Genomic DNA, 22,858 nt, shown 5'->3' with positions numbered 1-22,858 from the left:
ATACCATAAAGAGAGGTGACATAGATGGTCAATTCTCTCTAAATGATAACTTTTGCATCCATTTTTGGATGGGCTTGTTTTTGTTCATAGCTAATCCCATCAAGTAACCAATTCAATTGGCGAGGACTAATCGCTAGATGCGTAGCTGTTTGTTCATCTGGCCATTCAAAAACGCCTTCTTCAAGACGACGATAATACAACCAAAAACCATTATGATCCCAATGGAGAATCTTCAACTTATCACGTTTGCGATTACAGAAGACAAATAGATTGGAAGAGAAAGGATCCAGTTGAAAACTCATTTGAACAATCGCTGCCAATCCATCGATCGACTTTCGCAAATCTGTTGAACCCGTCGCTAAATAGACTCGTTCAATGGGTGTTTTACTTAACATGTGACTGAAGAACCTGAAGCACTTCATTAAAAAGTGCATGATTGAAGCCTTCTTTAATTTCAATTGAAACATCTCCTACCTTAACTGTTAAAGTAGATGTTTCTTCAATCGAATTGGATGAATCGATGGCAACCCATTGTGTAAGAGGATAAGCGACGTGAGTCGGTTCAGTATCCAATCGTTTCATCCAGCTATACATACTTTGGACACCTACTTGATTTTGTTTACACCAAGCTTTTACACTTGGCACTCCACTGGATCTACAGGCATCGATGCGTTCTTGCCACATCTGTTTTCGTTCCTCTGGTGACATAAAAAACCTCCTAACAATTGATGTTAATGTGATTATCACAAAACTCGGCAATTATTAGAAGGTGTGTAGTATTTGGCGCTTACCCTACAAAAAAGACCCTATAGAGAAATCTCTATAGAGTCTTTTTGTGTAATTATAAGATACTATAATCAAATTCAATATTTGAGAATTAGTATTTACGAGTTACTGTACCTGTAGAACCTACAGTTGAGTTTACAACTACTGAGTATTCTTTAGTAACACCATTTTGTGTAACTGCTACAAATAAAGTTTTACCAGCAACAGGAGCTGCAAATGTTACAACTGCAGTATCACCTGAAGTAGATACAGTACCTGAAGTAGTACCATCAGTAACTGAAATATCATTATTTGTTAAGTTAGAGCCAGTTGCAAAAGTTAAAGTTACTGTGTCAGCAGAAGTAGTTACTACTGAAGCCAATGTTTCAGATGTTGGGTTTGGCGCGTTAACAGTACCAGTCGGTATTGGTGCGACAACATTAGGAGCTGTTGTGATAGCATTAATAGTACCATTAGTACCAGTAATCTCAGCACCAGTAGTTTTAAGAATTAATTCTCCAATTGTTGAGTTCTCAATGTTTACTTTTTCAGCATTTGCTAAATGTACGCGAGCAAAGTTTGATCCATTCACAAGGTTAAATGTTTGTTTAGAAGCTGTGTAAACATATGCATTACCATCTAATGTTACATTATCAGCTGTAAATGTACGAACTGTTTTTTGATCTTGGTCATTAGCGTTTGAACCTTGACCACCAACAGTAATAGTACCTATTACATCAGCATTTTTAACTGTAATATTATCAGCATTTACATAAATATCAACTTTTTCAGTTGCTGTACCTACTACGCCACGTGGTGCTGTAGGAGTTGCAAAGTTATACACTGCATTAGTATTTGTTAAATGGATTTTTGCACCATCTTTAAATTGAATTGCAGAATCAACACCTGAATTTTCCACTTTAGTTGGAGTTGAATCTTTAGCTAATGTGAAAGTTACCTCTTTACCTAATAGGTTGTTAACACCAGCAACCATGTTCTTAGTAGCATCTACAAATGTAGTCTCTGTTACTGAGTTACGAGAACCTTGAACAAAGAATTGTGTATTTGATCCGCTATAATCAACATCACGAACTGTTACACCATCACTTAATAATAATAGTAAACGGTTGTTTGTTAAGTCAGTTGCGATAACTTTACCAGTTACAGGTACACCTGGTTGTACGCCTTCATTGTTGCTTAAGTTAAATACAGCAGAAGCCGTTAAACCTTGTGGTAATGCTGGAGTATTTGCACCAGCAGTAGCTGTTACTGTTGTACCACGTGTAGCTTTTACATATACAGTTGCTTTACCATTAACTGCTGGAATATCGAATGGAGCTGTATTTGAGCTACCCATGTTAATATAACCAATTGGTTGTGCACCAGCAACTAATTTACCATCTACTACTGAGCTTGCTGCATATACCTCTGCACCAGCGAATGTAGATGTAAATTGGAATGTTACACGTAGATTTGCTTGGTTATAAGTGTCATAGTGTTTATTGTTTTGGTCAACTGTTTGGTATGAGAATGCTGCTAAATCACCAACACTTACAGTTTGAGCATCTTTACCATCTACAGTTAATGTTGCAGATTGTACAATTGCATCACCGAAGTATGCAATACCGCCAACTTGTTGTAAATCATTTTTATCTAAACCAGCTTTATCGCCTGTTTCAGTGAATACAGTTGGTGTTGCATATGCATCTTTCCCACCGATTAATGTGAAGGCTACTTCACCTTTTGCATCAGTTGCTAAGTTCACAACTACTTTATCTGCATCAAATGCATTTGTAGTTAGACGGTGAATCGAGTTAGAGTTTTTATCTACTAGATACACAGGACCGCTATTTGTTTTTACACCTGAACCGATTTCAACAGATACACGTACTTGTGTACCAGTTGGCGCAAGTTTACCATTTTCATCTTTTAATACAGCTTTATAGTCACGACCACCAGTATTTACTAATGCGTCAGCTAATTGTTTAGAAGCTGCGTCACCATTAGGAATATTGTAGTATGTGTGAACTGATTTTGTAGCTGAGAAATGAGCATTGAAATCTGGAACTGTAACAGTAGTATTTACATTTTTTTGAGTGAATCCTGCTGGTACAATTTCGCCTGCACGTAGTGGGCTGTTTTGGCTAATGAAAGTAGCATTAGCTGGAAGTGTACCACCTGCTGCAAGAACAGCTAAGTTACCTGCTGCATCACGGTATAATTTCTCACCTGCTGCATTTTCATACGTATATGTTGAAACATTTGAATTTAAGCTACCAATATAAGCAGCTGCATATTCAGTTCCAATTGATTCTAATTGTAAGTTTTGGATTTTACCAATTGTTAATTTTGGTGCTTCTGCAAATAATTCAGTTGCATTGAAGCGACCACGGTTACCCGTTGCATTTTGTGGATTTTCTTTATTATCCACAAATACGATTGGTGTTACTTCAGCATCTTTACCTGTTAATGTGAAAATTGCTTCACCATTTTTGTCAACTGGGATTTTTACAACTTTAACAGTACCATTTTGATCACCTAAAGATGTTGTATATTGAGCTGGGTAGCTTAAGTTTCTACCGTTTGCATCAATAACATCTACAGTTTTCACTGCTTTATCAGGTGTTACATCAACGTTTTCTTTGAAAGCGATATTTACATAGTTACCTGCTGGGTATACTTGACCATTCTCAGTGAAGGCAGAAGTATATCCTTCTGTGTGGTATAACGCTGCTTTAACTTTGTATTGTTTTTTCGCACCATTGTTTACTGAATTACCTTCTGTTAATGCAGTCACTGCTAATGGTTTGATCGACGCCCAGTAAACTTTTGCGAATGAACGCACGGACGCTTTACCAGTTGCATATGCTTGCACTTCATCAGATGAAGCGATTTGTTGGCTTGTTTGTGCATAACGAGTGTATGTGTAAGTCGCCACACCGTTTTCATCTGTGTTTGCTTCAGCAACGATTGGTTGGTTTAACGTACCTGTGCTGTTGTCACCGTAGTTGTTTACGATGTTGAATGTCACAGGAATACCTGCTTTAGATTGTCCTTCACCTACAGTAACTTGTGCTTTAACAGTTACTTGGTTACCTACAACCTCTTGTTGTGATTTTTCAGTGATGTCGATTGCTGTAGGGATGACAGCAGCCACACCTTTGAATCCACCAATTACTTCATCTTGGTAAGAAAGAACGTATTCTTGCTCAGCCGTTTGAGATTCAGTTGTTAAAACAACCACTTTGTTGTTTGATTGCTGCATTTTTGATTTCTAAACCATCAATGCTGAAATCGCTCGCTTTTACAGTTGTTTGTGCATCGTCGAATGTTACTTCAACAGTTGTGTTGTTAATTGCTTTTATCATCTATTGTAGTGAGATACTGTGTTAATGCTAGTTCGATAATGGCTTGAGGCGTGAGATGTAGTTTTTGGCATTGCTCTATTAATGTTGTATAGAGAGAGGATGTAACTGTAAGAGTTATTTCATTAGTTGTAATAGTTTGTGGGATAAGTGTAGCATTTGTTAACATGGCTGTTAGTGTTTGTTGATTAGCAAGAAGAAATTGCATTAATGTTGTTTCATTAAATGAAGAGGGATGTTCCTGTTGAATAGGTGTGGATACATAATAGTAGTTTTGTAGCTCAGGATGCCATATATAGCCCTGCTTTTTTAGATAAAGACCCATTTCCTCCACCGTGTGAAAGCCATGTTGCTGTGCGATTTTTTTAAAGTTTGGTTGCTTAGTAGCTAATCGGCGTAGAAGGGATTGTACTTTTGTGGGAGAGGTTGCTGTTAGCTGTTTTACATAGATTTGCTGAGCTTTGTCCCAACGAAACCCTCGTCTACGCATATGCATATCAATAGATTTCCAATGCTGGTTGTAGGTTTGAGCGATTTCTTGACGTGTTTTTCCTTGCTCAAGCTGCTGTAAAATAGTTGTTGTTTTTTCATCATAGTGCATAAATGTGCCTCCTTAAGATTCTAAAGAATGAACGGCTTGTTGTAGCGCATGAAAATCTGTATGCATATAGATGGAAGTTGTTCGAACATTGGCATGACCAAGAAGCTTTTGGATAATTGAAATATGAATATTGCGTTTCACCAGATTACTAGCAAAGGTATGACGCAAAATATGGCAAGTGATAGGCTGTGGATGCTGCATTTGTTGACTAGCCTTTTTCAAAATACTGTTAATATATTGGGGAGAAATGCTACCTGTTTTAGCAAGCGCAAAAATATAAAGCGAGGCGCTATTTTTAGGGCGAATTGTGTGAAGATAGTGCTGTAATAGCTGAGCCGTACGATTATTTAATGGGATCGTTCGAGATTTATCGCCCTTGCCATGTAAGACATGTACAAGATGTTGCTCAAAATCCACATCGGCTAATAATAGCTGTGTGCATTCGCTAATCCGTAATCCTGTATTGGCAATAAACTGAGCAATCACTCGAATGGTTGGGTGGGGAATATGTTGTAAAAATTGTTGTAGTTTGTCCTCCGTTAAAAAATGACGTTCATGTGTACGGGGCTTTAGTGGGATGATAGCGAGCGCGCAATTATCTTCAAGGATTTTTTTAGAAAATGCCCATTTAAATAAGCTTTTCATACTGTGTGTTTTCCGATTAATGGTTGCAACAGATGAATAGTTGAAAATCAGCATCTGCTGGAATGCCTCTAAATGGTCAGTTGTGATTTCATCCAGCATAATTGGTCCATTAAAGGATTGTGTTAAAAAATTAGCTAATTGTGTTAAATCAATTTGATAGCTTCGAAGGGTTTCGGGGCTATATTGTCTAAACGATAAATGCTGTAAAAATTGTTGTAAAGCATCTGCAAATAAAGTCATTTTCTCTAAGATACCGCCTCCTTTTAGTAGAGGAATACCCTTTTTTTAAAATTATAATCTGATAAGTAGGAATATATCCTTAACAGGGAAATGACTACAAGTAGCAGCCATTTTATAGTATACTAGCTTTATGTGCAAAAGACAGAATGCGAGGAAGGTAGACAAATAATGATATTTACAGATCCTATAAGAAAATATATATTGTCAGGTGTAGTAGCGTTTGTTGTAATTGGTCTAATCGTGGCAAATGTGATGGCAAGTAAGCAAGACGACAAATTTTTAATGACAGAGACTTTATATAATCAAGCCATTCAGCTCCAATCAACAGGTGATTTAGAGGGTTCAGAGGCAATGATTGCGGAGGTTTTAAAGAAACAGCCAAATGCGGAAATTGCCAATTATGTAGCTGCATTAACTATGGCTCAAAATGGCGATATGAAGCAGGCTGCTATTCATATGCAAAAAACATTAGATTTGAATCCATATAAGGTGGAAGACCCAACCTTTATGATTCAATTAGGCGAAGTTTTTGTAGGTGCTGAACGATTTGAGGATGCTAAAACAGTACTATTACGCTGTCAAGAAGCTGGCTGGGCTCCAGAAGAGATTCCTAATTATCAAGAGCATGTAGCATCGTTGCTAGCTCAAATTGAAAATTTACAATTAGAGGAAGGTACGAATAATGAGTAAATTTTACGAAAAAGTTACCTATCGTGACGTAGAAGAAGATCTCCAATCACAAAAGTCTGTAGACAAATGGATTTTTGGCTTACTTCTGATTGTCATTGGATTTGTTCCATTAATCGTAATGGCGAGTGTAGTAGAGGTGCAGTCCCCATTAGTTACGAATGTGAGTGCTTTAACAGGTGGAGCAAAGGGTGACATGTTTACACACTATAAGGCATTAGTAGTTGTTGTTATTACAGTATTAGCAGCTTTACTATTTATGGCAAAAATTTTGTTTATGGATGGCAAAATCCACAAAACAAAATTAAATTATGCAATCGGTGCATTTGCTGTAGCCATTGTGTTATCTACAATTTTTTCACCAAATATTTCAATTGCTTTACATGGTCAATACAATCGTTCTGATGGTGCGATTAGCTGGCTATGCTATTTAGCGTTGTTCTTTATTGCGATGAATATTGACTATCCAAAAAAGGTATTAAACTATGTTTTATACTCTTTATACCCATTTGTAATTATCAATTTATATATTATTACGATGAACTTCTATGGTCATGATTTATTACAAAAAACAGCTATTCAAAAATTAGTACAAGCATTTTTACCTGCTGGTGCAAATATTAGTGAAGGGTCTATTTTGGTAGGTACGTTGAATCAATGGAACTATATGAGTGGTATGTTTGCGATTATGACTGTAATGTTTTTAGCAGCCGCTGTTTTAGAAAAACATATTGGGCGAGCTATAGGGCATTTAATAATTGCGGTAATGTCGATTGCAGTAATGTTAATGTCTGTGTCAACAAGTGGTTTCTTAACAGTTTGTGCAATGATGCTTGTGGTGTTATTTGTTGCATTTCGATCAGAGAAAAAAGTACAAAGCTTTGTAATGATTGCAGTATTTTTAGTAGCCACTGCGCCTGTTTTTCATGTGCTGGCAAGTAAAAATGCTAATGTATGGACTGAATCGGTAGGGTTTGTTGTAAAATCGAATCCTTATGTGAAGGAACAGCCAACACCAGCGACAAGTTTGAAAGATACGGTAGAATTTGACTGGATGATGAAGGCTTATGCAGCAGAGAAATTTGAGTTGCCTGTGTTGCCAGAAAGAGCTACATCAGCAGGGTCTGGTCGTGCTTATATTTGGAGTAAGGGTGTTGATTTAGTAAAAGGACGACCATTGTTTGGTTATGGTTTGGATACATTTATGTATAATTTCCCTCATTATGCGATTGATGCGCGTGCGGGTATGTATGATGAAAATACAATTACCGATAAGCCACATAATATGTATGTTGGCTGGTTATATGGTACAGGAATTGTTGGTTTTCTATCTATAATTGTATTATTAGGGATATCACTATTTAATCCACTAAAAATGGCTATTAAACAAAGTAAATCTAGTGTTTGGGTGTTAGGGATAGCATGGGGAGCTTATTTAATACAAGGGTTCTTTAATGATAGTTTACCAGGTATTTCAGCAGTAATGTGGGCTATTGCTGGGATACTGTTAGCAATGACTTTAAAAATAAGGAGCAGTTAAATGGAAGAGACAATTGAGCTAAGGGAATTATTAGAGATTGTTTGGAAAGGAAAAGCTATTATATCTACATGTATAATTATATGTATGTTGTTAGCAGGAATTGCAAGTTGGTTTGTATTAGATGAAAAATATGAATCCAAGGCAGTTGTACAAGTAGCGAGCAGTGTACAGGATACAGGAGTTATGGCGAACTATGTAGCGACTGAATTTACAACAACAATTTACGCACAACGTATTCAAAATAAACCGATTATGCAACAAGCATTACAGGATGCAGGTATTAAAATTAAATATAATGAAAAAAATTTAGTAGCAACAGCAGATGCTGACCCTGTGAAGAATTTAGTAGAACTAAAATTTATATCTAATTCGGCCAAAGAAGCACAACAACAATTACAAATTCTAATGGATGCGACAAAGCAAAAAATGAATGAGTCTGTTCAATTAACATTACAAAATTTAGAATCTACTTACAAAATAGAAGCTGCTGCTTTAACAAAAGAAATTGATTCAATTATTGAACAGTATAACCAAATAATCCGTGAAAATAATTTACCTAAACTATTAATATTACAAACAATATTAAATACAGAAATGGTATTAAATATTTCTGAGGAACAAGCAGCAACATTATCGAACGTTAATGGCAATCTACAAAATCAATTGTTACAATTGCAGGCACAAATTGAAACAAAATCAGCAGAATATCGTAAAACTCTTGCTAATTATCAATCGGTTAAAACAGGATTAGATAGCTTTAAACCAGACCCTTTTATTCGAGTGATTGCAGAGCCAACTTTAGCTGAAAAGCCTTCTTCGCCAAATAAACTATTAAATTTAGCAATTGGATTAGTTATTGGGATGATGTTAGGTTTAGGTGTAGTATTCTTTAGACATTATTGGAAAAGCAGTGCAGTTGTGAAATAGATATATGGGGGAAGCGTTACATGAATTATCGAATGCGTTACATGCTATTTTTTATTATTGACTCTTGTATCGTGCTGTCAGCGATCTATATGAGCTATTGGCTATTACATCCAACTATTAATGGCTATTCAGATAAAGTTATTTTAATAAGCGCTGTAACGCTATTAGTTAGTCATCATATTGCTGCATACTTTTTCCACCTCTATGATCGAATATGGAGTGTTGCATCTGTTCGAGAGTTATTAACAATTGCCTATGCAGTAACAATATCTATTGCAACTGCTAGTATTATGCAGTATATCATAAAAAATGATGTTTATTTTCGAGTAATGGTTATTACTTGGATGCTTCATATTATTATGATTGGTGGCTCTCGCTTTCTATTACGTGTTTTAAATGATCGAGAATCTTTTGGCAATACAGCTAATCTAAAGCGTGTGTTAATTGTCGGTGCAGGACAAGGTGGTACAATGCTTGCCAAAAATCTACTTCATGCACCAAAACCAGATCGACTACCGATCGTTTTTGTAGATGATGATATTGGTAAACAACAGTTAAAAGTAATGAATATAACAGTAGCTGGCACAACAAAGGATATTCCTAAACTTGTCACTAAGCATAGAATTGATGAAATTATTATTGCGATTCCTTCTCTTGGTCGTATTGGTATACAAAGTATTTATAAAGATTGTGCTAAAATAAATTTACCTGTAAAAGTGATGCCAAGTATTGAAGATGTAATGACAGGAAAAGTAGCTGTTAATGAAATGAAAGAGGTTCAGATTGAGGATTTACTTGGACGTGATGAAGTAAAGTTAGATATGATTGCTATTTCGAACAAATTGACAGATAAAGTAATACTTGTAACAGGTGCAGGAGGATCAATTGGTTCTGAAATATGTCGACAAGTGATGAATTTCCAGCCTAAACAGCTTATTCTGTTAGGGCATGGAGAGAATTCAATTTATACAATTCATATGGAGCTTTTACAGCGTAGTTCAGGCACAGAATTGATTCCAATTATTGCAGATATTCAGGATCGAGCTCGAATTTTTGAAGTTGTAGATCAATATCAACCAGATGTTATTTACCATGCAGCAGCTCATAAACATGTGCCATTAATGGAATATAATCCACGTGAGGCTGTAAAAAATAATATATTTGGAACAAAAAATATTGCGGAAGCTGCGCATGACTTTGGTGTTAAGAACTTTGTAATGATTTCTACAGATAAGGCAGTGAATCCACCGAATGTAATGGGGGCAACTAAGCGAGTAGCAGAAATGATTGTGCAAAATTTAGCGAAAAACAGTCAAACAAAATTTGCTGCTGTACGATTTGGTAATGTACTTGGGTCTCGTGGCTCAGTTATCCCGTTATTTAAAAAACAAATTGCTGCTGGTGGACCAGTGACTGTAACTCATCGTGATATGACTCGATTTTTTATGACGATTCCTGAAGCTTCTCGATTAGTATTACAGGCTGGAACGTTAGGTGGTAATGGAGAAATATTTGTGCTTGATATGGGAGAGCCAGTTAAAATTGTTGGTTTGGCTCAAAACTTAATTCAATTATCTGGTTTCACTGAGGAAGAAATTAAAATTGAATTTACAGGTTTACGACCAGGTGAAAAAATGTACGAGGAACTTTTAAATGAGGAAGAAATTCAGGCAGAGCATATATTCCCAGGCATTCATATTGGACGTGCAAAGCCGATTAGTAGCGAGCAACTAGAGGTGCTTTTAAACAAAATTCGAGTTGAAGAAATTGAGCAAGTAAAAAGTATGCTAATTGATATTGCAAATAATAATATCAATTGTTTAAAGAGTGTGACTAGATGAAAAAAATACTAATGAAAGATGGTATTATTCTTTTTTTAGGAACGGCTGTTAATATGCTGATTATGCTAGTAATGCAAGTGGTATTAGCCAGAAGCTTAAGTTTAGATGAGTATGGTGCAGTGATTAGTGCATTTAATTTTATCAATTTTTTAGCATTATTTATCTCCTTTGGAGCATCAGAATTTATTTTAAAATCCTTTGGACAGTATGGGCGTAATGCATATAAAATTGCCCAAGTATGGATTAAGTTTCTTCCGATTAGCTTAGTATTGTTAGCAATCGTGATGATTGTTACATATATTGGGAATTTCTTGGGCGATCTGACAAATATCTTTTTATTGATCATCATACCAAATATTTTGTTGCAGGGGCTTCTGCCATTAACACTGACAGTTTATCAAATTGAAGCGAATTACCAAAAAATTGTAATGATGAATCTTATTTTATATATGACGAGATTATTAGCAACAGTTATTGCATTGTTTGCTAATGGGAGTATTTATTGGATTGGTTATATATTAAGTGCTTTATCAATTGTAGGTATTGCCTACTATTATGCACAACTTCATCGTTATTTTAAAATGGATATTCATATCCCAGCTGGTGAATATTGTGCTTTAGATGAGCACAATTTATATAAAACGATTATAAAAGGCGTTCTGCCATATGCCTTACTTGCCTTTTTTTACTACGGCTTTTACCAAAGTAATATTATTTTCATCAATGCCTTTTTGAGTGAGGAAGCAGTAGGGTTATACAATGTGGCATTTACAATTATTAGCTTAACATTTATTATTCCTACAATTGTATTAAGTCAGTTATTCAATCCACGGCTACATTTTTGGATTAAAAACGATGTGTCGAAAGTAATTTCCTTGTTTATGAATGGAAGCAAATTGATGCTTGCATTAGGTACAGGCATTGCGCTATTGCTTTTACCACTTAGTAAATTTTTAATTTATTTATTATTTGGCGAAAAATTTGAGGAGGCAGCAATCATTTTAATGCTGTTATTAATTGTTATACCTCTTCGTTATATTCAAGCAGTGAGCGATGCAATTATGAATACAGAAAATCAAATTTATATTAAAGTTCTGATATTTTTTATTATTTTCGTCATTAGCCTTGTTTTAAATATTTCGTTGATTCAAATAATGGGATTAAAAGGTATTGTTTTAACGACGATTATTTCAGAAGTTGTTTTATTTGTACTGACATTCACATTTTGTATGAAATTTATCAAAAGTAAAATTAATTAAAGGGACAAAGAAATGATTATTTTAATTCGAAGTAATGATGCAAACCCTGATCCAAGATTACAAAAGTATATCAATTATTTAGAGAAGACGCAGCAAAGCTATAAGGTAATCGCTTGGAATCGAGGCGAGGATATTTTGGAAAAAGAAAACTATATTTATTTTAACTATCCAGCGGCATTTGGATTAGGCATGAAAAATATACCCAAAAAAATAATGTGGTTTCAATTTATTAGAAGGCAATTATGGAAAAATCGTAAGCAGTATCAAACAATCCATGCTTGCGATTTAGATACAGCCATTCCTGCATTTTTTATGAAATCTGTGCTAAAAAAGAGCATGATTTTTGATGTGTTTGATTGGGTTTCCTCAGAAAATAGTAAAGGTTTTTTAGGAAAAGTGATTTTAACCATAGAAAATCGGATTTTTAAAAAATGCGATTTTACAATTATTTGTGAGGAATATCGCATTAATCAAGTAAGAGAAGATTCTAGGCGAAGAAGTGCAGTGCTCCCTAACATTCCAGATATTCATTTACAAAGAGATGGTATAGTAGAAAAGAAAATTGCGGTACAGCGTCAGCATTTTGAAAAGATTATTAGCTATGTAGGCGTTTTTGATAGCAATCGTGGAATTGAGCATTTATTACAGGTTGTAGCGGAAAGTCCAGATATTTGTTTAAATATTGCAGGCTTTGGCTTATTGGAAAGTGAAGTGAAATGTTATGCGGAGCGCTATGAAAATATTGTTTATTGGGGGAAGGTTGATTATAATATAGGGTTAAATATTATGAGCTATTCCGATATGATTGTAGCCTTTTATTATTTATCAAATCCTGTTCATAGCTTTGCGGCGCCAAATAAATATTACGAAGGTCTTTTTTTAGGAAAAGCATTATTAACAAATGAAGGAACGTTATTAGCTGAAAAGGTTACAGCAGCTAATACGGGCTATGTTATTGCAGAAGGGGCAGCTTCTTTAGAACATTTTTTAAACTTACCATTAGAGACACAACATATTGAACTTAAAAATATTAATTCAAAAAAGCTATGGGATGATGTATATCAATCATATACAGCAAATTTTATGGAAAACGAATATCAAAAAATGCTGAACTAATTCATATGGAGGAAATAATCAATGAAAATACAAACGTATCTTTATGTTGTAGGTTACAGCATTTTATATTTCCTTTTTTCAACAATTATTTATTTCATTAGCTACAATGATGGAAATCAAGGGTTAGCTCTGCCAATATTCGGTGGTGGGGATGATGGACAGTTTTATTATGAGCAGATATTGAAGTTTATTAATGGCGAGCCATATGTTTATACATCCATTCATATTTGGGTTTTAGGAGCTGTCTTGAAAGTATTTAATACTGAAAATGTGATGGTATTAAGGCTTTTCAACTTTGCTGGAAGTCTTTTGTTAATAATACTAGCATTGCTTATTTTAAAAAAAATCACTACACTGAAAGCATTTCATATTTCTTCCTCTTTGTTAGTAGTCTTATTATCATTTTATCCAAGCCTTTTACTTAATTCTACATTGTCCATTTATCGTGATGTATGGATTTACTTCTTTTTCCTTTGGTGCTCCTATTTGTTTATGATTATTTTCATTGAAAAGGGAAGGCGGTCAAGGTTAATTAGTGCTCTTTTATTAATTGTGAGTATGCTGTTACTCGGCGGTTATCGTAGGTATGCATTGCTCAGTTTTTTAATTGGTGCTGGTATTTATATTCTCTTGAATGTTTTAAGTCGGAAAAATGTTAGTTTATTAAAAGTTGGTGGGATTTTGTTCGTTGGCTTGTCTGTGTTTTATATTTTATTTAGAAATGTAAAAATTCCAGTCATCGGCCTATCTTTTTCAGATGTGTTACAATATCGACAACTAGGGCTAGATAGTGGGGGAAGTCAAATGGGCATTTCGCTTGACCAACCAAATGTCCTTCTTTTTTACGTCAATTATTTATATAGCTTGATTAGTAATTTTATTGGTCCATTGCCTTGGCAAGTTACAGGTGGTTCGACACTAATCATCATGGTGACAGAGGGTACAGTATTTTTAGTAATAGCTATTTACTTGCTCAGAAAAATGAAAACCTTTTCTAAAGGAGAGTTTTTTTTACTAATACAGGCTATTGTTTGGTTTTTATTAATAAGTATTTCTAACGATAATTTTGGAACAGGCTCACGTTTAAGAATTGTTGGCTGGCTACCATTGATTATTATTTTTGCAAAACAATTTGGAGAAGGAGTTTATAAAAAAGAAAAAGAAAGGCTGTTTAGTAAAGAATGAGCTTAAAAAAATGTTTAAATTGGATGTTTTATTTTACTTTACCTCTTTTATTGATTGTAAGTATGGAAATGATGAAAAAAGAGGGATTGCCAGAAGTATTCCAGTGGATACTGGATAAACCAAGCCGTCTATTTGTAACATATATTTTTGTATTATGCATACAATCCTGTTTGTTTATTTTTACCAAAATATGTATGTCGTGTACTTAAGTAGCACTATGCTTTTCGTATTTTGGATAATTGCGGATAATGAAAAGCTGAAAATACTAAATGAGCCACTACTGCCATGGGATTTGTTTTTTATTAAGCAATTAGTGAATTTGCTACCAGTAATTTATAAAGAATTAAATATTTTATTAGTTTTAAGTGTGCTCGTTATTTATTGCATTCTTATTTTTGTATTTGTTAAGAAGATGAATGGTAGCTCACTGCAATTAAGGAGTAGACTGATCGTGGTGATTGTCTCTGTCATTGCTATTTTATTCATTGGTAGTTTTAAAGATAATTTTGTTGGACGATTTTTTCAACAAAATAATATCACTGTCATTGAATGGGATCAGAAAATTAATCAAAACACGAATGGTTTAGTGTTAGGGTTTTTATTAAATATTCCAAGTGTTTTAATTGATAAGCCAAATAATTATAATCGTTCAACAGTTGAAGAGATTGCTCATAATTATACAGAAAAGCGCATACAACAAAATAGCACTACACAAAAGCCAAATATCATTGTGATTATGAGTGAGGCATTTTGGGATATTGGTAATTTAGATGAGGTCTTAGCACAAGAAAATTACATACCAAATGTTCAAAAATTGCAAGTAGGTACTGTAGCATCCCCACAGTTTGGAGGGGGGACTGCAAACGTTGAGTTTGAAGTTTTAACAGGCTTATCAGCAAATTTATTACCTGCTGGCTCCATTGCTTACCAGCAATATGTAAAAAGAGAAACACCATCCTTAGCTAGCATTTTAAGTGCTGAAGGCTATCGTTCAATTGCTATTCATACGTATTTTAAATGGTTTTGGGATAGAGAGAATGTGTATAGGCATCTAGGCTTTGACCAATTCACATCTGTAACGGAAATGCCAGATGCACAAAATAAAGGCGTTTACGTTGCAGATAGTGAAATAACAAAGGAAATCATTAAAGAAATAGAAGGAAATGAAGAGCCAGTATTTATTTATGCCATAACGATGCAAAATCATGGTTCTTATTATGACCATCGTTATGAGGATGCAACAATAAAAGTGCCGAGCGAGTATAGTGAAGAAACAACTGTAACGCTTAACACATATGTAACAGGTCTTGTTGATGCAGATCGCGAACTAGGGAGCTTAGTCAATTATTTAAATACTTTCAATGAACCAACGATTATCGTATTTTTTGGAGACCATCTTCCATTTTTAGGTGCGGATTATAAAGCTTATGTCGAAGCAGGCTATATTGATAACACAGTCAATTGGTCACTACAAGATACATTGAAAATGAAAGAAACGCCATTAGTGATGTGGAATAATTTTGGTCAGGATAACAAGCAGCTAGGGGCTATAAGCACGTCATTTGTAGGTGTAGAAATTTTAGAGATGGCAGGTCTTCAAAAGCCAGTATTATTTGAATTCATTCAGCAGTTTTCTAGAGAGTTACCTGTCTATACGTCTACTGTGAAAAAAACAATGGCTGGGAAGCTTATGGAGGAAACACCTGAGCAATTACTTCCAATAGAAGAACAATATAAGATATTGCAATATGATATTCTTTTTGGAGAGTGCTATATCAAATCAGCAACAAATTAATCAAGTAGAGAGGTAAATATTTATATGAAAATCCTATTCGTAGCTTCTGTTTACCGTCATTTAACGTCATTTCATATTCCGTATATACAATATTTTCAAAAGCGTGGCTATGAGGTGTATGCCGCTGGTACTGGAGAAGAAGATAAAAGGAATTTAGAAAAAATAAATGTAACATGCATTGATATTCCATTTTCAAGAAGTCCGCTAAATGCACAAAATATCGCTGCCTATAAAAAACTACAGCAATTATTTATGAAGGAGCATTTTGAATTAGTGCATGTCCATACACCTGTTGCAGCATTATTAACAAGGGCAGCTTTTCGTAAAAGTTCGTATGGGAAAATCGTTTATACGGTACATGGTTTTCACTTTTTTGTAGGTGCTCCAAAGCAAAATTGGCTAATTTATTATCCAGCAGAAAAATTAGCTGTGAAGTGGACGGATCATTTAATAACAATCAATGAAGAAGATTTTAAAAATGCACAAAGACTATTGCCAAGGGAGAAAATTTCATTTGTACATGGTGTTGGTGTTGAAATTGCTGAAAATGATTTCTCACAGCAGGAAAAGCAGCAAGTACGAACACAATTAGGCTTGTCAGATGATGTGATAACAATCGCTTATATTGCAGAGCTAAACGATAATAAAAATCATCAATTTTTATTGAACAACTGGCGGGAAATCAAGGAAAGTACACCACAGTTTGAGCTATTAATTATTGGCTCAGGAGATAAAGAAAAGCAACTAAAGGATTATGTGAAAAAAGAGCAGCTGACAGGTGTACACTTTTTAGGTTATCGACGAGATGTCCCTAAGCTGTTACAAATAACAGATATTGTTGCATTGCTTTCGTACAGAGAAGGGTTACCAAAAAGTATTATGGAAGCAATGGTAGCAAAAATTCCCTGTGTCGTCACAAATACGCGTGGCTTGAGAGATTTAGTGAAGTCAAATGAAAATGGCTTTGTTGTGAATCATCATGCAGATAGTGACTTAATTGCAGCTTTTTATGCACTTAGAGAAAAATCACAAAGAGAAAAAATGGGAGAGCGTGCCAAAGAGTTAGTTGAGCCCTTTTTATTAAACAATGTCCTTAAAGAATATGCAGCTATTTATAATCAATTAGTAAAGGAGTTGGAAAAATGACGATTTTAGTAACTGGCGGATTGGGTTTTATTGGGAGCCATACGGTAGTTGACCTAATTGAACAAGGGAATAGCTGTATAATTATCGATAACCTATCAAAATCGACAATCGATGTAGTGGCACGAATTGAAGAAGTTGTGCAAAAAAAGATTACATTTATACAAGTGGAAATGCTTGAGCAAAAAGCTTTAAGAGATGTATTTACAACATATAATATTTCATCAGTAATCCATTTTGCAGGCTATAAATCTGTTAGTGAATCCATAAAAAAGCCTTTATTATATTATCAAAACAATCTGATTAGCACATTGAACTTATTGGAGGTAATGAATGAATTTAATGTGAAAAAGCTTGTCTTTAGCTCTTCAGCTACTGTCTATGGAGATTTTAATCAACCACCGATGAAAGAAACTTACACACTTCAAGCTCCTAATCCGTATGGGCGTACAAAATTAATACTTGAAGAAATACTTTGCGATTTTGCTACAACTAATAATGATTGGAGTATAGCATTAATGCGCTATTTTAATCCTATCGGTGCACATAAAAGTGGTTTATTAGGAGAATTACCATTTGGCGTACCAAATAATTTAATGCCTCATGTGTTAAAAGCTGCAAGCAGCGAAACGAACAAACTACAAGTATTTGGTGGTGATTATGATACTGAAGATGGCAGTTGTATTCGTGATTTTATTCATATAATGGATTTAGCAAATGGACATGTGAAGGCCCTGAACTATATTGAAAAAAATCTAGGTTGTGAGGCATTTAATCTTGGTACGGGCATAGGCTACTCAGTCTTAAATTTAATTCATACATTTGAAAAAGTAACAGGTGAAAAGATTCCTTATGAAATTGTTGATCGTCGTGAAGGGGATATTGTTGTCAGTGTGGCAGATGTAAAGAAGGCTGAAACTATTCTGGAATGGAAAGCTAAGTATCGTTTAGAGGATATGTGTAAGGATTCATGGAGATGGTATCAAGCAATTAAGGAGTATACAGTATAAAATGAAAAGAATTTTTGATTTTATAGTAAGTTTCTTTATGATTGGTATTTTAAGTTTAATAATATTTGTGACATGGATTTTAGTCTATCTTAAATTGGGCTCCCCGGCAATCTTTAAACAGCAACGTCCAGGATTAAATGGAAAAGTTTTTTATGTATATAAATTCCGTACAATGACTGATGAGCGAGATGAAAAAGGCGAGTTATTATCAGATTCGAAACGTCTAACATCATTTGGTAAATTTCTGAGAAAATTAAGTTTGGATGAGCTACCACAACTATGGAACGTATTAAAAGGAGATATGAGTTTTGTTGGACCAAGGCCGCTCTTGGTAGAATATTTACCTTTATATAATGAAAAACAAGCACGCCGACATGAAGTGCGTCCAGGTATTACTGGATGGGCGCAAGTAAATGGACGCAATGCAATTTCGTGGGAGCAGAAATTTGAGTATGATGTGTGGTATGTAGAAAACCATTCCTTTTGGTTGGATATAAAAATATTGTTTCTAACAGTGAAAAAAGTGTTCGTACCTGAAGGGATTAATCAATCTGGTCATGCTACGATGCCGATATTTAAAGGAAGTGAAAAAAAGGATGACACAAAATAAAAATCTAAATATTTTATTTACTAGTGCAGGACGACGTGTGGAATTAATTAAACATTTTAAGGAGATCTATGAAGAACTACGTATAGATGGGATGCTTTTTACTACTGATGTTAAAAGCAATTCTCCTGCTGGGTTTATTTCTGATAAACATATCTTAGTTCCTCGCGTGGACTCTAAAGATTATATAAGTAAGCTACTTGAAGTGTGTAAAGAACATCAAATTTCACTTTTAATCCCATTAATTGATACTGAACTTGTTTTATTATCAACTTACAAAAAATCTTTTGAGGATATTGGCGTGAAGGTATTGATAAGTGATGTCAGAACTCATGAAATTTGTAATGATAAAGGTTTAACAGCTCAATTTTTTGCTTCAAAAGGTTTTGGCACGCCAAAATCATATAATATTAATAAAGAATTGAAAAACGAGAATATAGATAATCGGTTGTTAATTAAACCTGCTAAGGGGAGTTCTAGCATAGGAGTTCATATTTTAACTACAATAGATGAATTAAAGTTTTATTCTGAAAATATCGAAGAGCCAATCTTACAAGAATTTATTGAAGGTGACGAGTACACTATTGATATTTTTACAGATTTCGAGGGAAATATATTAACTGCTGTACCACGATTGAGGATTGAAACTAGAGCTGGAGAGGTTAGTAAAGGAAAAACAGTAAAAAATCCATTATTAATACAGAAAGCTAAGGAGTTAGTTAGTGCTTTACCTGGTGCAATGGGATGTATTACGGTTCAATGTTTTTTAACTAAAGATAATGAAGTTAAATTTATAGAAATTAATCCACGTTTTGGTGGTGGGGTTCCTTTATCATTAGCTGCTGGAGCTGATTATGCAAAATATTTAATAGAAAGTTTAGCGAATAGAGTTATTTCATTTGATATCAATGACTGGGAAAATAATCTTTTGATGCTCCGTTATGATGCTGCAGTATTTGTAAATGAGGATAAACAATGATAAAAGCTATAATATTTGATATGGATGATACTTTATATCCTGAGCATGAATATGTATTTAGTGGATTTAAGGCAGTAAATGATTATCTACAAGAAAATAAAACATATGACTTTTATAAAATAGCGACTAAGATTTTTAAAACAGGTTATAGAGGCAGAATATTTAACCAAGTTTTAGATTATTTAAATATTTCATATAGTGAAGATGATATTTTAAATTTAATTAATGTATATAGAAATCATACGCCCTCTATTAGTTTATTTCCAGACGCTCTACAAGTCTTAGAAAGTTTACAAAACAAGTTACCATTAGGGTTAATTTCAGATGGATATTTGGAAGCCCAACAAATGAAGGTAAGAGCATTAAGACTAACGAAGTATATTGAAAAGATAGTATTAACTGATGAAATTGGGAGAGAGGCATGGAAGCCATCTCCTATTCCTTATCAAATAGTTAGTGAATACTTTAATGTTAAACCAAATGAACTTATTTATATAGGAGACAATGCGTCAAAAGATTTTGTTACAGCCAATAAACTAGGCTGGACTACTGTTCAAATTATCCGAGAATCTAACGAGTATAGGAATGTTGAAATATCAACTGGTTATAAAGCTCAATATCAAATCAGTTCATTATTAGAAGTTCTTGATATAATTAATTATAAAATATAGGATGTGTTTATAGTGGCAAATCGTATACTGCTATCTTCTCCACACATGGGAGGAATTGAACAAAAGTATATTCAAGAGGCATTTGATACGAATTGGATTGCACCACTTGGAGCAAATGTTGATGGCTTTGAGCAGGAACTGGCTTCATATGTAAATATAAAAGCTGCCTCTGCAACAAGCTCTGGCACGGGAGCAATTCATCTTGCTTTGGATTTATTGGGGGTTCAAGCAGGAGATACCGTATTTTGTTCTACACTTACTTTTATTGCTAGTGCTAATCCAATTCTTTACTTAGGCGCTACGCCTGTTTTTATTGATTCAGAAGAGATAACGTGGAATATGTCACCACAGGCACTTGAACAAGCATTGAAAGAAGCAAAAGAAAATAATACATTACCTAAAGCTGTGATTATCGTGAATTTATATGGTCAAAGTGCGCGTATAGATGAGTTAATGGCATTATGCAATGAGTATAACGTTCCTGTTATAGAAGACGCAGCAGAATCACTAGGATCGCTATATAAAGGAAAGCATAGTGGTACATTTGGTAAACTTGGTATTTATTCATTTAATGGTAATAAAATTATTACTACGTCTGGTGGAGGCATGCTTGTATCAGATGATGAACAACTAATTTCATACTCACGTTTTTTAGCAACCCAAGCAAGAGATGCAGCCAAGCATTATCAACATAGTGTTATTGGTTACAACTACAGAATGAGTAACATCGTAGCTGGGATTGGTCGTGGGCAGCTTGAAGTACTGGATGAACGTGTTGCACAAAAAAGAGCAATTTTTGAGAGATATGAGTCAGCATTTGCTAATGTTGATGGTATTTTAATGATGCCTGAGCTAGAAGAAACATTTTCAAATCGTTGGTTATCAACAATGACATTAGATCCTGAGAAAATCAAAGTAACACCTTATGAATTAATTGATCTACTTGCTGAAGCAAACATTGAAGCACGTCCTGTATGGAAGCCACTACATATACAACCCCTGTTCGAAGGATGCGAGTTCTATCCTCATAGTGATAAAAAGATTGTAAGTGAAGAATTGTTTGCTAAGGGAATCTGCTTGCCATCAGATACTAAGATGACTATTGAAGAGCAGCAATATGTTATTGATGTAGTATTAAACAATATTTAATAGCTTAAAAAGTGATTTTAAAATGAGGAAGGCATGCTCTTTATTATGGGGAGCATGCTTTTTAGCTATCAGGAATATAATTGGTTTTCTCCCTATTCTATGCCATAATAAAGCTATTAAATTTGTGAAAAAACGAGGACTTTTCATAATGAATGAGGAGATTCTAAAAACAACATTACTGAATTGTTCGTTAGATGAACAAGATATATTAACATATAAAGAACGCGTACAACAGATTCATAAGGACTTACCTACTCATTACGCAACAGGCTGGCTCAATGCACCATTACAAGACAATGAGAAGCTATTAACATCCATCAACTATGTTGCAAGTGAAATACGTGCATGTGCAGATGTACTTGTTGTGATTGGTGTGGGCGGTTCTTTTTTGGGTGCGCGTGCGATTCAAGAGGCATTAGCGCCGTACTTTGGCTTAGCTAAGGGTGGTATTGAGGTTGTTTATGCTGGACTTAATATGAGTGGGGCTTATATGAAGGAATTGCTTGCTTATTTAGATAGCAAGCAGGTGTATGTCAATGTGATTTCGAAATCTGGTGGAACGATGGAGCCAGCGCTTGCTTTTCGTGTGATGCGTTTATATATGGAAGAGCGTTATGGTGACAAGGCAAAGGAACGTATTATTGTGACGACGGATGCAGAAAAGGGCATTTTAAAGGACATTGCTGATCAGGCAGGCTATCGTCAATTTGCGATTCCTGATGATGTTGGGGGGCGTTATTCGGTATTAACGGCTGTTGGTTTATTACCTGTTGCAGTGGCTGGGATAGATATTGCTGAATTAATGAATGGTGCTCGACATGCAGCAACTGAGTTGGCACAGTCTGATTTAGCGTTTAATGATGCTTATCAGTATGCAGTGATGCGTCATATTTTGCATGAGCAGGGCTATTCGGTGGAGCTTTTGGCTTCATTTGAACCAGGCTTAAGTAAATTTCACGAGTGGTGGAAGCAGCTTTTTGGTGAAAGTGAAGGGAAAGACCGCAAAGGATTGTATCCGTCAACGGTCAGCTTTTCAACAGATTTACATGCTATTGGACAGTATATTCAAGATGGCCGTCGTATTATGTTTGAAACATTATTGCATTTCCATGAGATTGAAGGCGATATGGTAGTACCTTATGATGCGCGTGATGAGGATGGCTTAAACTATTTAACGAATCGTACATTTAACGAAATTAATGCAATATCGAAACAAGGTACGGCACTTGCCCATGCAGAGGGCGATGTGCCTGTGATTCAGATTGAATTGCCAAAGCTGGATGCCTATCATTTGGGCTATATAGATTGAACTTTAGAACCTAACACAAAGTCG

The 22,858-nt window shown here is 34.8% G+C and carries 20 protein-coding genes; 15 read left to right on the top strand and 5 right to left on the bottom strand.

Translation table 11 applies throughout. The features are described from left to right. Window positions 1-38 precede the first annotated feature (38 nt). The 5 genes from tnpB to ADM90_RS00285 all read right to left on the bottom strand — a co-directional run bounded on the left by tnpB (window position 39) and on the right by ADM90_RS00285 (window position 5,616). Window positions 39-395, bottom strand: coding sequence for an IS66 family insertion sequence element accessory protein TnpB (gene tnpB / locus ADM90_RS00305; RefSeq protein WP_053993085.1), 357 nt, complete (start codon window positions 393-395; stop codon window positions 39-41). Next, window positions 385-708, bottom strand: a complete 324-nt coding sequence (gene tnpA / locus ADM90_RS00300) for an IS66 family insertion sequence element accessory protein TnpA (RefSeq protein WP_053993084.1) — start codon at window positions 706-708, stop codon at window positions 385-387. Before tnpA ends, tnpB begins: the two co-directional genes overlap by 11 nt. A 169-nt stretch (window positions 709-877) precedes the next feature. Next, on the bottom strand, window positions 878-4,030 hold the full coding sequence (locus tag ADM90_RS00295; RefSeq protein ID WP_053993083.1) for a hypothetical protein: 3,153 nt from the start codon (window positions 4,028-4,030) through the stop codon (window positions 878-880). An 86-nt stretch (window positions 4,031-4,116) separates the two neighbouring features. After that, window positions 4,117-4,731 carry a hypothetical protein gene (locus ADM90_RS00290; protein ID WP_053993082.1) on the bottom strand — a complete coding sequence of 205 codons (615 nt, stop codon included), beginning with the start codon at window positions 4,729-4,731 and terminating at the stop codon, window positions 4,117-4,119. Between the two features lie 12 nt (window positions 4,732-4,743). Beyond that, window positions 4,744-5,616, bottom strand: coding sequence for a tyrosine-type recombinase/integrase (locus tag ADM90_RS00285; RefSeq protein WP_053993081.1), 873 nt, complete (start codon window positions 5,614-5,616; stop codon window positions 4,744-4,746). 168 nt (window positions 5,617-5,784) lie between these two features. On the opposite strand from ADM90_RS00285, the gene ADM90_RS00280 reads away from it, so the two are divergent. From ADM90_RS00280 to ADM90_RS00210, 15 genes are all read left to right on the top strand, one after another. Beyond that, window positions 5,785-6,306, top strand: coding sequence for a tetratricopeptide repeat protein (locus tag ADM90_RS00280; protein ID WP_053993080.1), 522 nt, complete (start codon window positions 5,785-5,787; stop codon window positions 6,304-6,306). After that, on the top strand, window positions 6,299-7,843 hold the full coding sequence (locus tag ADM90_RS00275) for an O-antigen ligase family protein (RefSeq protein ID WP_053993079.1): 1,545 nt from the start codon (window positions 6,299-6,301) through the stop codon (window positions 7,841-7,843). The genes ADM90_RS00280 and ADM90_RS00275 overlap by 8 nt, the downstream gene beginning before the upstream one ends. Next, on the top strand, window positions 7,844-8,770 hold the full coding sequence (locus ADM90_RS00270) for a Wzz/FepE/Etk N-terminal domain-containing protein (protein ID WP_053993078.1): 927 nt from the start codon (window positions 7,844-7,846) through the stop codon (window positions 8,768-8,770). 20 nt (window positions 8,771-8,790) lie between these two features. Further along, complete coding sequence (locus ADM90_RS00265) at window positions 8,791-10,611, top strand: polysaccharide biosynthesis protein (protein ID WP_053993077.1); 1,821 nt, start codon at window positions 8,791-8,793, stop codon at window positions 10,609-10,611. Then, window positions 10,608-11,870, top strand: a complete 1,263-nt coding sequence (locus tag ADM90_RS00260) for an oligosaccharide flippase family protein (protein ID WP_053993076.1) — start codon at window positions 10,608-10,610, stop codon at window positions 11,868-11,870. The genes ADM90_RS00265 and ADM90_RS00260 overlap by 4 nt, the downstream gene beginning before the upstream one ends. Before the next feature lie 12 nt (window positions 11,871-11,882). After that, window positions 11,883-12,986 carry a glycosyltransferase family protein gene (locus ADM90_RS00255; protein WP_053993075.1) on the top strand — a complete coding sequence of 368 codons (1,104 nt, stop codon included), beginning with the start codon at window positions 11,883-11,885 and terminating at the stop codon, window positions 12,984-12,986. 21 nt (window positions 12,987-13,007) lie between these two features. Continuing rightward, window positions 13,008-14,171, top strand: coding sequence for a hypothetical protein (locus ADM90_RS00250; RefSeq protein ID WP_053993074.1), 1,164 nt, complete (start codon window positions 13,008-13,010; stop codon window positions 14,169-14,171). Window positions 14,172-14,388: 217 nt separating this feature from the next. Then, on the top strand, window positions 14,389-15,966 hold the full coding sequence (locus ADM90_RS00245; RefSeq protein ID WP_053993073.1) for an LTA synthase family protein: 1,578 nt from the start codon (window positions 14,389-14,391) through the stop codon (window positions 15,964-15,966). Between the two features lie 24 nt (window positions 15,967-15,990). Next, the gene (locus ADM90_RS00240; RefSeq protein WP_053993072.1) at window positions 15,991-17,112 is read left to right on the top strand and encodes a glycosyltransferase family 4 protein; all 1,122 of its coding nucleotides are present in this window, start codon (window positions 15,991-15,993) and stop codon (window positions 17,110-17,112) included. Next, entirely contained in the window at window positions 17,109-18,119 is a 1,011-nt protein-coding gene (gene galE, locus ADM90_RS00235) for a UDP-glucose 4-epimerase GalE (RefSeq protein ID WP_053993071.1), read from the top strand. The genes ADM90_RS00240 and galE overlap by 4 nt, the downstream gene beginning before the upstream one ends. A gap of 1 nt (window position 18,120) precedes the next feature. After that, window positions 18,121-18,729 carry a sugar transferase gene (locus tag ADM90_RS00230; RefSeq protein ID WP_053993070.1) on the top strand — a complete coding sequence of 203 codons (609 nt, stop codon included), beginning with the start codon at window positions 18,121-18,123 and terminating at the stop codon, window positions 18,727-18,729. Further along, complete coding sequence (locus tag ADM90_RS00225) at window positions 18,716-19,705, top strand: ATP-grasp domain-containing protein (protein WP_053993069.1); 990 nt, start codon at window positions 18,716-18,718, stop codon at window positions 19,703-19,705. Before ADM90_RS00230 ends, ADM90_RS00225 begins: the two co-directional genes overlap by 14 nt. Beyond that, on the top strand, window positions 19,702-20,376 hold the full coding sequence (locus ADM90_RS00220) for an HAD family hydrolase (protein WP_053993068.1): 675 nt from the start codon (window positions 19,702-19,704) through the stop codon (window positions 20,374-20,376). The genes ADM90_RS00225 and ADM90_RS00220 overlap by 4 nt, the downstream gene beginning before the upstream one ends. 45 nt (window positions 20,377-20,421) lie before the next feature. Beyond that, entirely contained in the window at window positions 20,422-21,525 is a 1,104-nt protein-coding gene (locus ADM90_RS00215; protein WP_053993408.1) for an aminotransferase class I/II-fold pyridoxal phosphate-dependent enzyme, read from the top strand. A gap of 148 nt (window positions 21,526-21,673) precedes the next feature. Then, entirely contained in the window at window positions 21,674-22,834 is a 1,161-nt protein-coding gene (locus ADM90_RS00210; protein WP_053993067.1) for a glucose-6-phosphate isomerase, read from the top strand. Window positions 22,835-22,858 lie beyond the last annotated feature (24 nt).

The sequence above is a fragment of the Lysinibacillus macroides genome (assembly GCF_001281525.1).
GTDB classification, from domain to species: Bacteria; Bacillota; Bacilli; order Bacillales_A; family Planococcaceae; genus Lysinibacillus; species Lysinibacillus macroides.
Note: the sequence above shows the minus strand (reverse complement) of the source record. Positions and strands in the feature narration are given on the sequence as shown.

What these genes read in the sequence shown, in the direction of transcription:
- tnpB (WP_053993085.1), bottom strand. Translation starts at nt 395, where the DNA reads ATGTTAAGTAAAACACCCATTGAACGAGTCTATTTAGCGACGGGTTCA.
- tnpA (WP_053993084.1), bottom strand. Translation starts at nt 708, where the DNA reads ATGTCACCAGAGGAACGAAAACAGATGTGGCAAGAACGCATCGATGCC.
- ADM90_RS00295 (WP_053993083.1), bottom strand. Translation starts at nt 4,030, where the DNA reads ATGCAGCAATCAAACAACAAAGTGGTTGTTTTAACAACTGAATCTCAA.
- ADM90_RS00290 (WP_053993082.1), bottom strand. Translation starts at nt 4,731, where the DNA reads ATGCACTATGATGAAAAAACAACAACTATTTTACAGCAGCTTGAGCAA.
- ADM90_RS00285 (WP_053993081.1), bottom strand. Translation starts at nt 5,616, where the DNA reads ATGACTTTATTTGCAGATGCTTTACAACAATTTTTACAGCATTTATCG.
- ADM90_RS00280 (WP_053993080.1), top strand. Translation starts at nt 5,785, where the DNA reads ATGATATTTACAGATCCTATAAGAAAATATATATTGTCAGGTGTAGTA.
- ADM90_RS00275 (WP_053993079.1), top strand. Translation starts at nt 6,299, where the DNA reads ATGAGTAAATTTTACGAAAAAGTTACCTATCGTGACGTAGAAGAAGAT.
- ADM90_RS00270 (WP_053993078.1), top strand. Translation starts at nt 7,844, where the DNA reads ATGGAAGAGACAATTGAGCTAAGGGAATTATTAGAGATTGTTTGGAAA.
- ADM90_RS00265 (WP_053993077.1), top strand. Translation starts at nt 8,791, where the DNA reads ATGAATTATCGAATGCGTTACATGCTATTTTTTATTATTGACTCTTGT.
- ADM90_RS00260 (WP_053993076.1), top strand. Translation starts at nt 10,608, where the DNA reads ATGAAAAAAATACTAATGAAAGATGGTATTATTCTTTTTTTAGGAACG.
- ADM90_RS00255 (WP_053993075.1), top strand. Translation starts at nt 11,883, where the DNA reads ATGATTATTTTAATTCGAAGTAATGATGCAAACCCTGATCCAAGATTA.
- ADM90_RS00250 (WP_053993074.1), top strand. Translation starts at nt 13,008, where the DNA reads ATGAAAATACAAACGTATCTTTATGTTGTAGGTTACAGCATTTTATAT.
- ADM90_RS00245 (WP_053993073.1), top strand. Translation starts at nt 14,389, where the DNA reads ATGCTTTTCGTATTTTGGATAATTGCGGATAATGAAAAGCTGAAAATA.
- ADM90_RS00240 (WP_053993072.1), top strand. Translation starts at nt 15,991, where the DNA reads ATGAAAATCCTATTCGTAGCTTCTGTTTACCGTCATTTAACGTCATTT.
- galE (WP_053993071.1), top strand. Translation starts at nt 17,109, where the DNA reads ATGACGATTTTAGTAACTGGCGGATTGGGTTTTATTGGGAGCCATACG.
- ADM90_RS00230 (WP_053993070.1), top strand. Translation starts at nt 18,121, where the DNA reads ATGAAAAGAATTTTTGATTTTATAGTAAGTTTCTTTATGATTGGTATT.
- ADM90_RS00225 (WP_053993069.1), top strand. Translation starts at nt 18,716, where the DNA reads ATGACACAAAATAAAAATCTAAATATTTTATTTACTAGTGCAGGACGA.
- ADM90_RS00220 (WP_053993068.1), top strand. Translation starts at nt 19,702, where the DNA reads ATGATAAAAGCTATAATATTTGATATGGATGATACTTTATATCCTGAG.
- ADM90_RS00215 (WP_053993408.1), top strand. Translation starts at nt 20,422, where the DNA reads ATGGGAGGAATTGAACAAAAGTATATTCAAGAGGCATTTGATACGAAT.
- ADM90_RS00210 (WP_053993067.1), top strand. Translation starts at nt 21,674, where the DNA reads ATGAATGAGGAGATTCTAAAAACAACATTACTGAATTGTTCGTTAGAT.